Origin of the sequence: Kitasatospora purpeofusca (genome assembly GCF_042691725.1) — a bacterium.
In the GTDB taxonomy this organism is placed as follows: Bacteria; Actinomycetota; Actinomycetes; order Streptomycetales; family Streptomycetaceae; genus Kitasatospora; species Kitasatospora purpeofusca_B.
In genome coordinates this window covers 3,984,358-3,998,587 of the sequence record NZ_CP170483.1, presented here as the reverse complement: position 1 = coordinate 3,998,587, position 14,230 = coordinate 3,984,358, and the positions used below count along the sequence as shown (strand labels likewise).

Here is a 14,230-nt window from a genome sequence, read left to right as displayed (position 1 = left end):
GGGTCTTCCAGTGAGCGTCACGGTACGCGTGCCCGCCAAGGTCAACGTCCAGCTCGGGGTCGGCGGACTGCGTGCCGACGGCTTCCACGACCTGGCCAACGTCTTCTTCGCGGTCGCCCTCGGCGACGAGGTGACCGCGACGGCGGGCGAGCCCGGTACGGGCGTCACCCTCGGCTGCACCGGACCGGACGCGGATGCCGTCCCGCTGGACGACAGCAACCTCGCCGCCCGCGCCGCCCGGCTGCTCGCCGCCCGCCACGGCCTCGCCGAGCCCGACGTCCACCTGCACATCGCCAAGGCGATCCCGGTGGCCGGCGGCATGGCCGGCGGCAGCGCCGACGGTGCGGCGGCGCTGGTCGCCTGCGACGCCCTGTGGGGGCTCGGCACGCCGGCCGGGGTGCTGCTGGAGCTGGCCGCCGAACTCGGCTCGGACGTGCCGTTCGCCCTGGTCGGCGGTGTCGCGCTGGGCCGCGGCCGGGGCGAGATCCTGACACCGCTGCCCGTCACCGGCAGCTACCACTGGGTCTTCGCGGTCGCCGACGGCGGCCTGTCCACCCCCGCCGTCTTCCGCGAGTGCGACCGCCTGCGCGAGGAGGCCGGCACCGGCTCCGGCGACACCGAGGTGCCCACCCCCGACGCCGACCCCGCCCTGCTGGCCGCCCTCGCCGACGGCGACGCCGCCCTGCTGGCCGCGGCGCTGAGCAACGACCTCCAGCCGGCCGCCCTGTCGCTGCGCCCCGCGCTCGCCGACACCCTCCGGGCCGGCACCGCGGCCGGCGCGCTCGGGGCGCTGGTCTCCGGCTCCGGCCCGACCTGCGCCTTCCTGGCCAAGGACGCCGACGCCGCCGAGGCCGTCGCCGCCGCGCTGCGCGCCTCCGGCAGCTGCCGGGCCGCGCACGCCACCCACGGGCCGGTGCCCGGGGCGGCCGTGGTGCCCGGGGCTGCCGTGGTGACCGGGGCGTAGAGCGACCGGGGCGTGGCGGCCGGGCCGTAGCGGCCGGGAGGGCGAACGGCCGAGCGCGCGGGTACCCGGGGCGGGCCCACTAGGCTGGGAGGCTCCGGGCTCCGCCCGAGCCCGGACCGTCGAACCCTGGAGCGCAGCACACGTGGCCGTCAACCTCGCCACCATCGAGTCCGTCACGAAGGTCTACGGCACCCGGGCCCTTCTGGACGGGGTCAGCCTCGGCGTCAGCGAGGGCGACCGGATCGGTGTCGTCGGACGCAACGGCGACGGCAAGACCACCCTGATCCGGATGCTCGCCAAGCTGGAGGAGCCGGACGGCGGGCGGATCACCCACGCCGGCGGGGTGGAGATGGCCGTCCTCACCCAGCACGACTCGCTGGACCCGGCCGCCACCATCCGGCACGAGGTCATCGCCGACCGGGCCGACCACGAGTGGCTCGGCGACGCCCGTATCCGCGACATCATCGAGGGCCTCTTCGGCGGCCTCGACCTGCCCGGCTTCCCCGACGGCCTGGACACCGTGATCGGCCCGCTCTCCGGCGGCGAGCGCCGCCGGATCGCGCTCGCCAAGCTGCTGCTCGGCTCGCCGGACCTCATCGTCCTCGACGAGCCCACCAACCACCTCGACGTCGAGGGCATCGCCTGGCTCGCCCGGCACCTCCAGAACCGCCGCTCCGCGCTCGTCTGCGTCACCCACGACCGCTGGTTCCTCGACCAGGTCTGCACCCGGATGTGGGACGTCCAGCACGGCTCGGTGCACGAGTACGAGGGCGGCTACTCCGACTACGTCTTCGCGCGTGCCGAGCGCTCCCGGATCGAGGCCACCGAGGAGCAGAAGCGCCAGAACCTCGCCCGCAAGGAGCTCGCCTGGCTGCGCCGCGGCGCCCCGGCCCGCACCTCCAAGCCGCGCTACCGGATCGAGGCCGCCAACGCGCTCATCGCCGACGTCCCCGAGCCGCGCGACAAGAGCGAGCTGATGAAGTTCGCCAACGCGCGCCTGGGCCGGACCGTCTTCGAGCTCGAAGGCGTCACGGTGAAGGCCGGCCCGAAGCTCCTGCTGGAGAACGTCACCTGGCAGCTCGGCCCCGGCGACCGGATCGGCCTGCTCGGCGTCAACGGCGCGGGCAAGACCTCGCTGCTGCGCGCGCTGCGCGACGCGTACGCCTCGGAGGGCGACGTCCAGCCCACGTCCGGGGTCATCAAGGTCGGCAAGACGGTGCGGCTGGCGTACCTCTCCCAGGAGGTCGCCGAGCTGGACCCGGCCACCCGGGTGCTCCAGGCCGTCGAGCAGGTCCGCTCCCGGGTCGACCTCGGCAAGGGCCGGGAGATGAGTGCCGGCCAGCTCTGCGAGCAGTTCGGCTTCGGCAAGGACAAGCAGTGGACGCCGGTCGGCGACCTGTCCGGCGGCGAGCGGCGCCGGCTCCAGCTGCTCCGGCTGCTGATGGACGAGCCCAATGTGCTGTTCCTCGACGAGCCCACCAACGACCTCGACATCGAGACGCTCAACCAGCTGGAGGACGTGCTCGACGGCTGGCCGGGCTCGATGGTCGTCATCAGCCACGACCGCTTCTTCATCGAGCGGACCACCGACGTGACGTACGCGCTGCTCGGCGACCGGCGGATGCGGATGCTGCCGAACGGTGTCGACGAGTACCTGGAGCGGCGGACCGCGATGGCCGCCGCCGCGGCCGCCGCGGCTTCGGCCGCCGCCGCCGTCTCCGGTGCGGCGCCGGCGGCCGGCGGGGAGGCCGCGCTCTCGGGCGGGGACCTGCGGGCGGCCAAGAAGGAGATGCAGAAGCTGGAGCGGCAGATCGCCAAGCTGGACGAGAAGGAGTCCAAGCTGCACGGCCAGCTCGCCGAGCACGCCGCCGACTTCTCCAAGGTCGCCGAGCTGGACGGCCGGCTGCGGGCGGTGCGGGAGGAGAAGGAGGAGCTGGAGATGAGCTGGCTGGAGCTCGCCGAGCAGGTCTGAGCCGGAGCGGGGCCGGGGCTTCTCAGGTCCGCGCTCAGCGGCTCCCGCCCCGGGTGCCGGCGAGGAGCGTGTCCAGCTCGTCCGCCGCACGGCCCAGCGCGCTGCGCGTCGGGTCGTGCGGGCGGGTCGGCCGCGCCGCCGCCCGGGTCGGCGGACGGTGCGCGCGGGCCGCGGCCGTCAGCTCGTCCAGGGCCCGGCCGACCCGCTCCACCTCCAGCGGATCCGGCACCCGCCCGCCGTAGCGGCGCTGCGCCGCGAACGCCGCCACCGCACCGCTCAGCCGTTCCAGGGCGGCGGTCGCCGGCAGCCACTCGGCGGCCGCCCGGCCCGCCGGGGGCGGCTCGGCCAGCCCCCGCTCCACCTCCGCGCGGGCGTCGGCCAGCGCGCGGTAGGCGGTGCGGCGCAGCCACACCTCGGCGTGCGGCTCCGGTCCGGGGCGGGGGCCGCCGGATGGAGCGGCAGAGGATGCGGCGTCCCGGGACGGGGTGCCCGGGGGCGGGGCGTCCTGCCGTGCGACCGAGCCCAGGTAGGCCTTGAGCGCCGTCGTCGCGGTCACCAGGCGCGGCTCGATCCGGTGCCGCGGCCGCTCGGGCCAGAGCAGGTAGCCGAACAGCAGCACGATCGCGCTGGCCAGCGCGGTGTCCAGCACCCGCGGCCAGAACTCGGCCACCCCGTCCTGCCCGCCGAGTTGCAGCAGGACCAGTGCCATCGGCGTCATGACCACGGTGTTCAGCCCGTAGTGCGCCGCCGTCGCGTACGGCAGCAGCGCCACGCAGAGCGCGGCGATCGCCACCAGCGCCCACGGCCCGGCCGCCGGGGCCAGCACCGCCGCCGTCACCGCCACCCCCAGCACCGTCCCCACCGACCGGCTCACCGCGCGCAGGAACACCGAACCGAGGTCCGGCTTCAGCACGAAGGCGATCGTCATCGGCACCCAGTAGCTCTTGCTCAGCGGCAGCGCGGCCGTCACCGCCGCGCCGACCGCGATGCAGAGCGCGAGCCGTGCGCCGTACCGGGCCGCGCCGGGCGACACCAGCCGCACCCGTAGCCGCCACGGGTCCGGCGGCGGGACCGGCGCGGTGCCGAGCGCCGCCTCCCGGCCCGCCACCGTCCCGGCGGCCGCGCGCAGCGCCGCGTCCAGGGCCCGCCGGGACGGCGTGTCCGGCGTCCAGTCGGGCACCGCGACCTCGCCGCCGCCGCGCTCCACCGCCCGGGCCAGCCGGCCGGGGACGGCGGCGACCTCGGGCGGCACCGGCCGCCAGGCCCAGAGCAGGCCGGTGGCGGCCTCGGTCGCGGCCAGCGCGGCCCGGTACATCGCATGACCGCGGTGGGGGTGACGGGGCGGCGGGAGCACGTCCTGGAGCTGGTTCAGACGGGCGGTCAGCACCTGGCGGGAGGCCGCGCCCCGCGGCGTCCCCAGATCGGCGAGCATCCGGCCGAGCGCGTCGTACGCGGCGGCGAGCGCCCGGGTGACGGGGTCGGCCGCGGGCGCCCGGCGGCCGCGCAGCGGCAGGGGGCGGGACGGGCCGCGGCGGGGTGGGCGGAGGAACGGCAGACGGAGGAACGGAAGGCGGTGGAACGGAAGGCGGTGGAACGGAAGGCGGTGGAACGGAAGGCGGTGGAACGGAAGGCCGAGGAGCAGTACCAGCGCGGCGCCCGCCGGCATCATCGGCGCCGCCGCCCACCACGGGTGCGGCAGCGGCATGCCGCTGCCGAGCGCGGCCGAGACGAGCAGCAGCAGGCCCGCCGCCGAGCCGCGCGGCCCCGTCGCGCTCAACGCCCCGGAGACGAAGGCCGTCACGGTGAGCGCCGCACCCAGGGCGAGCGCGTCGGCCCGGACGTGCTGGAGGGCGGTACCCACCAGCATCCCCAGCGCCGAGGCGGACACCGCGGTGGCGATCCGCCGGGCCCGCAGCCGCACCGGTTCGACCCGGTCGTTCATGGTGGCGTGCATCGCGCCGAGCCCGGCGAACACCCCCAGGTCCACCCGGTGCGCCAGCACTCCGGAGGCCAGCGCCACCGCCATGCCGAGCGCGGCCCGCGCCATCGGCGCGACCGGCGGCGCCGGCCGGGTCGGGCGTGCGGCGCGGGCCCACCAGGGGGCGTCTGCGGCGGGAGTGTCCGTGGCGGGCTTGCGGCTCACGTGGGCGTCCGATCCGCGGCGGGCCGTCGGGCTCCGGGGCGGTGCTGGACCGGGCGGGGCAGGGGCGGCCAGGGTCGCTGCTGTGCGACGTTGCGCGGCAGATGAGGTCGTGTCCGGGACGACCGGACCCGGCCAGTCTAACGGCCGCCACCGGCCCGCACGTGTCAAGTTCGTACCGATCGCGTACAAGCGGGCCATGGGCCCTGCCGGTCCGTCGGAGGTGGTGGCTACGATGAACGAGGCGCCGTCCGTCCCGAGGGGTGGACGGTTTCGCCGGGCAGGACGGGACGGGGCCCACACCCCGTATCCGTCCGGCCGGTTCGACCATGCGGTAGGACCGAGTAGTTGACGGTGTGTCGCGGTGCGGCGACCTGCGGGGGCGCGCCGCGTACGGGGGAGAGGTGGATTGCTGTGCCAGGCGAGGCTGGACCGGGCGGAGCGGGCTGGGCCGAGGGTCCCAACGGCGAGGTGAAGCCCTGGTCGCTCGACAACAGTTGGTTCGGTCGTGCGGTCGGCCAGGTCCAGGTCGACGTCAGCGCCACCGCACTGGTGGCGGCGTTCGGCTCCAAGGACGTCAAGATCGAGCTCGACACGCTGACCACGTTCAAGAAGAAGGTCGACGCGCTCCTGGCCTCGCTGGAGGGCTCGGAGGCGGCGCAGCACAAGATCAAGGAGCAGAAGCTGACCGCGGGCAACCTCGGCACCGGCTTCCATGAGTCGACCGAGCTGATGGCCGCGTACGACCGGACCCACGCGGCGATCTCGCAGCTCTCGAAGGCCTTCGCGGAGCAGATCGACAAGATGAGCCAGGCGGTCGCGCAGACGGCGGGCAGCTACGGCAACAACGAGGAGCACCAGACGGCGGCGGTCAACGCGGTCGCGAAGAACGCGGACGGCGGACCCGGTGGGTCGTCGGCGGTGACGGGCAAATTCTGATGATCGTCGTGCGTGTTCGCTTCGTTGGAACGGGGAGCAACTGATGGCAGGTGGAACGAACTTCGAGGGGATCGCCCACCCTCAGCTCAAGGTGATGGTCGCCGGTAGCGATCCGGCCAAGGTGACCGGCCGAGGCAACCAGCTCAAGGACGCCGGGCGGGTACTGGACGACCTCAGCCGGGCACTGGCCGCCCACGTCGGGCAGATCCAGTGGGAGGGGCCGGCCGCCGAGAACTTCAAGACGTGGGCCGGCAATCTGAACAAGTCGGCGGCCATGATCAGCGAGTACTCCAAGGGGGCCGGCGACGCGATGGTCCAGGCCGGCGAGGCCCTGGGCGGCGCCAAGACCGGTGTGCCGGAGGTGCCGGCCAAGGACGTCGACATGGTGAAGCGGCATGCCGCGCAGCCGTGCCTGAAGCCGTCGCCGCTGAGCATCGCCGGTTTCGGCAACCCGACTGCGACGACCGACGCGATCATGAAGAAGGAGGACCCGACCTGGGTCTCCTACGCGGAGGCCGCGGCGGCGCAGAAGCGGGTGGACACCGCGCACCAGGAAGCCATCCACCAGATGGAGAAGCTGGGGCAGGCGTACGAGGCGGCGACCGCCAAGCTGAACGGGCTCAAGCTGCCCGAGCTGCCCGGGGCGGGCGGGGGCAAGGACGGCGTCGGCAGCAGCGAGGACGTCTGGGTTGGCGGTGGCGGTGGCGGCCAGACCGGATCCGGCGGCTCGGGACGGACCCCGAGCGTGGGTACCGGACGCAGCGGCGGGGGTTACAGCCCGAGTGTCGGTGGCGGTTACGGCGGCGGTGGGGGTTCCGTGACGCCGCGTCCGCCGGTGTCGGTGCCGGTGCCGGACGGGCCGCAGGCTCCGGGCCACGGCACGCCGTTCCCGCCGCACGGTGGTTCGGTGCCGCTGCCGGGTGATCCGAACACGCCTTCATCGGTGACTCCGCCGGTCACGTTCCCCGGGGACCGTCCCAGCACCGGGCTGGACAGCCTGCCGTCGGTGCCGACGCTGCCCGGGCAGACCGGGCCGGTGGCGCCGAACGGCGGTGGGCCCGTGTCGCCGTACCCCCAGGGTGGTGGCCCCGGGCACCCGGGCGCTCCGGGTGGGGGGCCCGGCCCGTTCCCCGGTGGCGGGCCGATCCCGTTGGGCGGCACCGGGCCGTTCACCGGTGGGACCGTGCCGCTGAAGGGCGGTGGCGGGGGGCCCGTTCCCCTGGCCCGCAGCAATCCCTTCGGGGGCGGGAACCCGTCGGCGAAGAGCGGCGGTGCGAGCCCGACCAACGGCGGGAACGTCTTCGGTGCGCGCGAGGCCGCCCAGGGCCGGGCCGGCGGGCCCGGTGGCGGTGGCGGCTTCGGCGGCCCGGGCGGCGGCATGCACCCGGGCGGTAGCGGCGGCCACGGTGGTGGCGCGGTCGGTGGCTCGCGCGGTCGGGGCTACAGCTCGACCGTCGGCGGTGTGGTCGGCGGGGCGCAGGGTCCGATGGCCGGCGGGGAGTTCACCCCGGGCGGCAGCGGCCTGCGCAACCGGGCGGCCGCGTCCGGGGCGGCGGCAGCGGAGGGCGCGGCCCGGCCGGGCCAGAACGGCATGATGGGCCCGGGCATGACGGGCGGCGCGGGGGAGCGGCGCGAGCGTGAGCGCCGCCGGCGGGCCGACTACCTGCACGAGGACGAGGAGACCTGGACCAGCGGTACTCCGAGGAGCAATCCGGGCGTGATTGAGTAGTGCGGAACGACTGCCCGGCCACTGGGCCCACACCCGGTGGCCGGGCAGTCCTGCGCCGGGCGCTGCCCGTGCCCGACGGGGAAAGTGACGAGGGAGCAGTGATGCGGCGGACGAACGTACGTGTGCGCGGGCGGGAGTTCGCCGCGATGTTGCTGGCGGCGGGGGTGGTCGCCGGACTCGCGGCGACACCGGCCGCAGCGGAGTCGATCCGCGAGAACCAGTGGCACCTCGATGCGATGAAGGCATCGGAGGTCTGGAAGATCAGCAAGGGGCAGGGCGTCACGGTTGCGGTGATCGACAGCGGCTTCAAGTTCGATCACGCCGATCTCGCAGGGCAGTTGCTGCCGGGAAAGGACTTCAGCGGGCTCCCCGGTGGCGTCGGGTCGTTCACCGAGAGCCATGGGACCGAGATGGCGGCGCTGATCGTCGGTTCCGGTAAGGGGATGGGGGGAGGAGGCGCCTACGGGCTGGCCCCCGGGGCCAAGGTGCTGCCGATCAAGATCCGGAACAACGACAATGCCACGGGCGTCACCGGCTCGGAGTTCCTGAAGCAGATCGGCCAGGGCATCGTCTACGCCGCCGACCAGGGGGCGAAGGTCATCAGCATCTCCCAGGCGAGGTCGGCCGCTTCGGTGACGGCGGAGGACGTGGCCGAACTGAAGGCGGCTGTCGATCATGCGGCCGCCAAGGGTGCGCTGGTCGTGGCAGGTGTCGGGAACTCGGCACAGAGCGGCAACCCGGTCGAGTATCCGGCGGCGTCGCCCGGTGTCATCGGAGTCGGGGCCGTGGACCGGAACGGTACGGTCACGGCGGAGTCGGAGCAGGGTCCACAGGTCGATCTAGCCGCTCCGGGAATCGAGATCTACAACGCCTGCACGGGGGCGTCCGGCTACTGCAAGGGGCACGGTACGTCGGATGCGACCGCGCTGGTCTCGGCCTCGGCGGCTTTGGTCTGGGCGGTGCACCCCGATTGGACCGCCAATCAGGTGGCACGGGTTCTGCTGAACACCGCGGGCAAGGCGGATGACGGGGCCCAGCGGAACGATGCCATCGGGTACGGCATCGTCCGGCCGAGGGTGGCGCTGACGGAGCCGGGGGATCCGGGGCCGGCGGATGTGTATCCGATCCAGGAGCAGCCGGTCGGGCAGCCCGCGCCGACGGCCTCGGCCGTACCCTCGGCGACTGCCTCCTCGCCGGCTTCGGCCTCCGCGTCCGCCGCGCCGGTACCTGGTGAGGTGGGTACGCCGGTGCCGCAGCAAGAGCCGGTCGGCGAGAAGGCTTCCGGGTCGGGGAGCGTCGTGCCCGTTGTGGTGGCGGTGGTCGCGGTGCTGGCTCTGGTCGTTGCGGTGGTCGTCGTGGTCGCGCGGCGGCGGGCCGCGAGGCCGCAGCAGGGGGTGGCGGGTGCGGTGCCGCCTCCGCCGGCGTACGGGCCGCCGACTCCGCCGAGCGACAACCCGTACGCCAAGTAGCCCTCCCGGTGGCCGGGGTGGCCGAGGCGGTGGTGTGGAGGCGCCCCCGGGGGGGTGGGCGGCGCTGGGGGGCGTGGGGGGTGGGGTGGGGCGCGGGTGTCACTCGGGTGGGCGCTGTCGGGGGTGTGGCGGGGTCGTCAGGGTTGGGGGTATGGGTGCGACGGGGCAGATGCGGCGGGCCGCTGCGGCGGCGTTGATCGGTACGGCGATCGAGTTCTACGACTTCTTCATCTACGGGACGGCGGCTGCGCTCGTCTTCGGTGAGGTGTTCTTTCCCGAACTGGGTACGGTGGGGGCGCTGTTGGCGGCGTTCTCGGTGTACGCGGTGGCGTTCCTGGCGCGGCCGTTGGGGGCGGTGCTGTTCGGGCACTTCGGGGACCGGCTGGGGCGCAAGGCGACGCTGGTGGTGTCGCTGCTGCTGATGGGGTTGTCGACGGCGGCGGTGGGGGTGCTGCCGGGGTTCGAGGCGTGGGGGTGGTGGGCGCCGGTGGCGCTGGTGGTGCTGCGGGTGTGCCAGGGGGTGGGGCTGGGCGGGGAGTGGGGCGGCGCGGCGCTGCTGGTGGCGGAGAACGCGCCGGCGGGGCAGCGGGGGCGGTACGGGGCGTATCTGCAACTGGGGCCGACGACCGGGTTCATGCTGGCCAACGGGGTGTTCCTGGCGCTGCAACTCACCCTGGACGATGGGGCGTTCCGGTCCTGGGGCTGGCGGGTGCCGTTCCTGGCGTCGTTGGCGCTGGTGGTGGTGGGGCTGTTCGTGCGGCTGCGGCTGGAGGAGACGCCGCTGTTCCGGGGCGAGGCGCGGACCGGGGCCGAGCGGGCGCCGGTGGTGGAGGTGCTGCGCGGGCACTGGCGGACGGTGCTGGCGGGCTGCGGGGCGATCACGGTGGGGTACGCGCTGTTCTACCTGACCACCACGTACGCGCTGGCGTACGCGACGACGGGGCTCGGGGTGCCGAGCACCGTCGTGCTGTCGATGCTGCTGGCCGGTGCGGCGGGGAAGGCGGTGACGGTGTGGCTGAGCGCGCGGCGCAGTGACGGGTGGGGGCGGCGGCGGACGCTGCAGGGGGCGACGGGGCTGGCGGTGGCGTGGGGGCTGGTGCTGTTCCCGCTGCTGGAGACGGAGCGGCGGGGGCTGATGTTCGTGGCGCTGGCGGGTGCGATGGTGGTGCTGGGGTGTCTGCTGGGACCGCTGGCGGCCTTCCTGCCGGAGCTGTTCCCGACCCGGGTGCGGTACACGGGGGCGGCGCTGACGTACAACCTGGGCGGGGTGGTGGGCGGGGCGACGACCCCGCTGATCGCGACCAGGCTGACCGAGGCGTACGGGACGGCGGAGCCGGTCGGCTGGTACCTGGCGGTGTGGGGAGTGGTGGCGCTGTTCTGCCTGCGACTGCTGCCGGAGACCAGCGGAACGGACCTCGCGGCGGCGGGCGCGCTGCGCGGCCGGGCCGCCGGGACCGATTTCCCAATCGGTCCCCCGGCCGTGTAATGTCTTCCTTGTTCGAGCGGTCAGGCTGAGCGAAAGCGGAGCCGGGGAGCGAGAACAGGGAACAGGCCCCTATAGCTCAGTCGGTAGAGCGTCTCCATGGTAAGGAGAAGGTCTGCGGTTCGATTCCGCATGGGGGCTCGGTCAGGACCTCCGCCTTCGGGCGGGGGTCCTTTTTGTTGTGCCCGCGTGCGCGCGCACCCGCGCGGCCGGGTGGTCGCGTGGTGAGACGGTCCGGTGAGACGGTCTGGCAGGTCGGGTACGGAATGCGCTGTGATGGTGCGTCATCGGCCGCCTTCCTCAGCCGGGCGGGGCTGCGGGCGGGACGCCGACCTGGAGGGGTCTCATGGGTGTTCGCCTCGTCGTGGTGGACGACCACCGGCTGTTGGCCGAGGCGCTGGCCACGGCGCTCCAACTGCGCGGTCACCGGGTGCTCGCGGTGGGTTCGCCGGCCTCGTCGGCGGCCGAGCTGGTGGTCGGCCGGCGGCCGGAGGTGTGTCTGCTGGGGGTGGCCGCGCCGGGTGATCCGGGGGCGTTCGACGGGTTGCGGCGGATCCGCCGGGAGCGGCCCGAGGTGGCCGTGATCGTGCTCGGTCCGGTCGGTGAACTACGGGGCGTGGCAGGGGCGTTCGCCTCGGGCGCGGCCGGGTACGTGCCGAGCGACGAGCGGATCGAGGTGGTCGAGCGGGCGATCGCGCGGGCCCGGGCGGGTGAGGCGGCGGTCGCGGTGGAGGTGCTGCGGGGCGCGTTCGACCAGCTGCTGAGGCCGGAGGTCGAGCCGGACGACGAGGCGCTGCGACTGCTGCGGCTGCTGACCCGGCGGGAGGTCCAGGTGCTGGCGCGGATCGCGGACGGCGAGGACACCGCGGCGATCGCGGCGGGGATGCGGATCGCGGCGAGCACGGCCCGCACGCACGTCCAGCGGGTGCTGATGAAGCTCGGCGCGCGGACCCGGCTGGAGGCGGCGGCGGTGGCGGCGCGCACCGGTCTGCTGGAGCGGATGGCGCGCGGCTGACGGGCGGGCGGCAGGTGGGCGGCAGGCGGGCGGCGGGCAGATGGACGCCGCCGGGCGCGGCCGGCGGGCGGGCGGGCCGGGAGCGGTCTCCCGGATGGTTCGGAGCACCCTCGGAGGCCAGGGAGAATAGGCCGCAGTCGTACGTACGTCCCCGATGGTCCGCCGACGGCGGACCATCGCCCGCTGGAGGTCGCATCATGAGTAAGTACCTGGTCACGGGTGGCGCCGGCTATGTCGGCAGTGTGGTCGCCGCCCACCTGCTGGAGGCGGGACACCAGGTGACCGTCCTGGACGACCTCTCGACCGGCTTCCGCGAGGGCGTGCCGGCCGGTGCCGAGTTCGTCGAGGGCCGGATCCAGGAGGCCGGCAAGGTCCTGGACGGGTCCTTCGACGGCGTGCTGCACTTCGCCGCCTCCTCGCAGGTCGGCGAGTCCGTCGCGGACCCGGAGAAGTACTGGCGCAACAACGTGGCCGGCTCGCTGGAGCTGATCAGCGCGATGCGCGCGGCGGGCGTGCGCACGCTGGTGTTCTCGTCGACCGCCGCCACCTACGGCGAGCCGGAGTCCGTGCCGATCGCCGAGACGGCCCGCACCGCGCCGACCAACACCTACGGCGCCACCAAGCTGGCCGTGGACCACCTGATCACCAGCGAGGCCGTCGCCCACGGCCTGGCCGCCGTCTCGCTGCGCTACTTCAACGTGGCCGGCGCGTACGGCGCGTACGGCGAGCGGCACGACCCCGAGTCGCACCTGATCCCGCTGGTGTTCCAGGCCGCCCTCGGCCGGCGCGAGCACATCGCGGTGTACGGCGACGACTACCCGACCCCGGACGGCACCTGCATCCGCGACTACATCCACGTCGCGGACCTGGCCGACGCGCACCTGCTGGCGCTGGACGCCGCCAAGCCCGGCGAGCACCTGATCTGCAACCTGGGCAACGGCAGCGGCTTCTCGGTCCACGAGGTGATCGAGTCGGTCAAGCGCGTGACCGGCCGGGAGATCCCGGTGGTGGTCTCCGGCCGCCGCGCCGGCGACCCGGCCGTGCTGGTGGCCTCCGCCGAGCGCGCCCACCGGGAGCTGGGCTGGGTCCCGCGCCGTCCGAACCTGGACGACATCGTCGCCGACGCCTGGAAGTTCACCCTGGAGAAGAACGGCCGGTAGGCCCGCCCGTTCCGGCACCCGCCGAGCGCCGCCCCGTCCGGACGGGGCGGCGCTCCGGCGTTTCCGCGGCCGCCGGGGAGTCGCCACGAGGCACCAAGTCACGCCAATTTCGCACCTCCTGACGAAACTTCACCAAACCCCCACCGAGCCAGCCCCCACCCCGTACGCTGATTCCGGTACCGGTGGGGGCCGGCACCTCGCGCTTTCCGGGTCTCCGGGAGGCGGTCGGCGCAGGAGCGCCCGGACGGCGACGGCGGGACGTGGGGCGCCGTCCCGGACGCGGTCCGGAGCTGAGCAGGGGGGAAGTGACGATGGGGCGGATCCGCGTCCTGGTGGTCGACGACCACCGGATCTTCGCCGAGGCACTGGCCGCGGCGCTCGCCGCCGAGCCCGATGTCGAGGTCGGCGCGGCGGGCAGCGCGGCGGCCGCGGACCGCGCGCTGGAGCGGGCCGCCACCGAGGGGCGGGCGTTCGACGTCGTCCTGGTGGACGCCGATCTCGGGGTGGCCGAGGGCGGGGCCGCGCGCAAGCCCCGCCAGCCGGGCGCCGACCCGCCCGACGCGCTGCGCCGCCGCCCGGCGACGACCGTGCCCTCGCCCCGCCGTCCGCCGCCGGTCCCGGCCGCCGGTCCGCCCGCGACCGCCGGCACCGTGAGCTCCCCCGGCGGGGCGGCCCGCAATCCGGTAGCCCCGCGCCCGGCCGGCCCGTACCCGGCGGAGCCGCACCCGGCGACGGCGACCCCGTCCGCCGCCCAGGCGCCCCCGGCGGCCGTGCCGTCCACCGCCCCGGTCCCCGACGGGATCACCCTGCTGGCCCGGATCCGCCGCCACCACCCCGGCCTGCGGGCGATCGTCCTGGCCACCGTCGACGACCCGCAGCGGGCCGCCCGCGCCCTGCACGCCGGCGCCACCGGCTGGGTGGCCAAGGAGAGTTCGCTGGCCCGCCTGCTGGCGGTGATCCGGGGCGTGCTGCGGGACGAGACCCATCTGCCGCCCGCACTGCTCACCGGTGTGATCCGCGAGCTCACCACGGCCCGCCGGGACCGCACCGAGAGCGAGCGCCTGGTCGACACGCTCACCCCGCGGGAGAAGCAGATCCTGCGCTGCATGGTCGCGGGCCTCGGCCGGCAGGCCGTCGCCGAGCGGCTCTACCTCTCCCCGCACACCGTCCGTACCCACATGCAGAACGTCCTCGGCAAGCTCGGGGTGCACTCCACCCTGGCCGCCGTCGCGGTGGCCCGCCGGGCGGGCGTCAGCCCGTCCGAACTCGCGGCTCCCACCGGCCCGCCGTCCGTCGCCACGTCCACCTCGCCCGGCGCCGGCTGATCCGCCCGTCCGTCACACCCAGGTACCGGCCCGG

At 74.9% G+C, this 14,230-nt stretch carries 10 protein-coding genes and 1 tRNA gene; 10 read left to right on the top strand and 1 reads right to left on the bottom strand.

What is annotated here, in order from left to right; translation table 11 throughout:
• Window positions 1-10: 10 nt before the first annotated feature.
• Both ACFCLZ_RS16810 and ACFCLZ_RS16805 read left to right on the top strand, forming a co-directional pair.
• Window positions 11-964, top strand: coding sequence for a 4-(cytidine 5'-diphospho)-2-C-methyl-D-erythritol kinase (locus tag ACFCLZ_RS16810; RefSeq protein ID WP_380285707.1), 954 nt, complete (start codon window positions 11-13; stop codon window positions 962-964).
• A 142-nt stretch (window positions 965-1,106) separates the two neighbouring features.
• Window positions 1,107-2,936, top strand: a complete 1,830-nt coding sequence (locus ACFCLZ_RS16805; protein WP_380285706.1) for an ABC-F family ATP-binding cassette domain-containing protein — start codon at window positions 1,107-1,109, stop codon at window positions 2,934-2,936.
• A 34-nt stretch (window positions 2,937-2,970) separates the two neighbouring features.
• Here the strand turns inward: ACFCLZ_RS16805 and ACFCLZ_RS16800 are convergent, their stop codons facing one another.
• Window positions 2,971-5,079 (bottom strand): FUSC family protein, encoded by a 2,109-nt coding sequence (locus tag ACFCLZ_RS16800; RefSeq protein WP_380285705.1) that lies wholly within the window; start codon window positions 5,077-5,079, stop codon window positions 2,971-2,973.
• Between the two features lie 411 nt (window positions 5,080-5,490).
• Here ACFCLZ_RS16800 and ACFCLZ_RS16795 point away from each other — a divergent pair, with 411 nt between their 5' ends.
• From ACFCLZ_RS16795 to ACFCLZ_RS16760, 8 genes are all read left to right on the top strand, one after another.
• A complete protein-coding gene (locus ACFCLZ_RS16795) occupies window positions 5,491-6,015 on the top strand; it encodes a hypothetical protein (RefSeq protein ID WP_380285704.1) in 525 nt (174 codons plus the stop codon).
• A gap of 43 nt (window positions 6,016-6,058) precedes the next feature.
• Window positions 6,059-7,744: a WXG100 family type VII secretion target gene (locus tag ACFCLZ_RS16790; RefSeq protein WP_380285703.1), complete on the top strand. Its 1,686-nt coding sequence runs from the start codon at window positions 6,059-6,061 to the stop codon at window positions 7,742-7,744.
• A 101-nt stretch (window positions 7,745-7,845) separates the two neighbouring features.
• Window positions 7,846-9,213 carry a type VII secretion-associated serine protease mycosin gene (gene mycP, locus ACFCLZ_RS16785; RefSeq protein WP_380285702.1) on the top strand — a complete coding sequence of 456 codons (1,368 nt, stop codon included), beginning with the start codon at window positions 7,846-7,848 and terminating at the stop codon, window positions 9,211-9,213.
• 151 nt (window positions 9,214-9,364) lie between these two features.
• Window positions 9,365-10,699 carry an MFS transporter gene (locus tag ACFCLZ_RS16780; RefSeq protein ID WP_380285701.1) on the top strand — a complete coding sequence of 445 codons (1,335 nt, stop codon included), beginning with the start codon at window positions 9,365-9,367 and terminating at the stop codon, window positions 10,697-10,699.
• 65 nt (window positions 10,700-10,764) lie between these two features.
• A tRNA-Thr gene (locus ACFCLZ_RS16775) sits at window positions 10,765-10,837 on the top strand.
• 205 nt (window positions 10,838-11,042) lie between these two features.
• Window positions 11,043-11,711, top strand: a complete 669-nt coding sequence (locus tag ACFCLZ_RS16770) for a LuxR C-terminal-related transcriptional regulator (RefSeq protein ID WP_380285700.1) — start codon at window positions 11,043-11,045, stop codon at window positions 11,709-11,711.
• Between the two features lie 197 nt (window positions 11,712-11,908).
• Entirely contained in the window at window positions 11,909-12,871 is a 963-nt protein-coding gene (galE, locus tag ACFCLZ_RS16765) for a UDP-glucose 4-epimerase GalE (protein ID WP_380285699.1), read from the top strand.
• A 311-nt stretch (window positions 12,872-13,182) separates the two neighbouring features.
• Window positions 13,183-14,196 (top strand): LuxR C-terminal-related transcriptional regulator, encoded by a 1,014-nt coding sequence (locus tag ACFCLZ_RS16760; protein ID WP_380285698.1) that lies wholly within the window; start codon window positions 13,183-13,185, stop codon window positions 14,194-14,196.
• The last annotated feature ends 34 nt before the right edge of the window (window positions 14,197-14,230 follow it).

Bases quoted from the DNA above. Each gene is read 5' to 3' on its own strand.
- ACFCLZ_RS16760 (WP_380285698.1), top strand. From the start codon at position 13,183: ATGGGGCGGATCCGCGTCCTGGTGGTCGACGACCACCGGATCTTCGCC.
- ACFCLZ_RS16780 (WP_380285701.1), top strand. From the start codon at position 9,365: ATGGGTGCGACGGGGCAGATGCGGCGGGCCGCTGCGGCGGCGTTGATC.
- galE (WP_380285699.1), top strand. From the start codon at position 11,909: ATGAGTAAGTACCTGGTCACGGGTGGCGCCGGCTATGTCGGCAGTGTG.
- ACFCLZ_RS16790 (WP_380285703.1), top strand. From the start codon at position 6,059: ATGGCAGGTGGAACGAACTTCGAGGGGATCGCCCACCCTCAGCTCAAG.
- ACFCLZ_RS16770 (WP_380285700.1), top strand. From the start codon at position 11,043: ATGGGTGTTCGCCTCGTCGTGGTGGACGACCACCGGCTGTTGGCCGAG.
- mycP (WP_380285702.1), top strand. From the start codon at position 7,846: ATGCGGCGGACGAACGTACGTGTGCGCGGGCGGGAGTTCGCCGCGATG.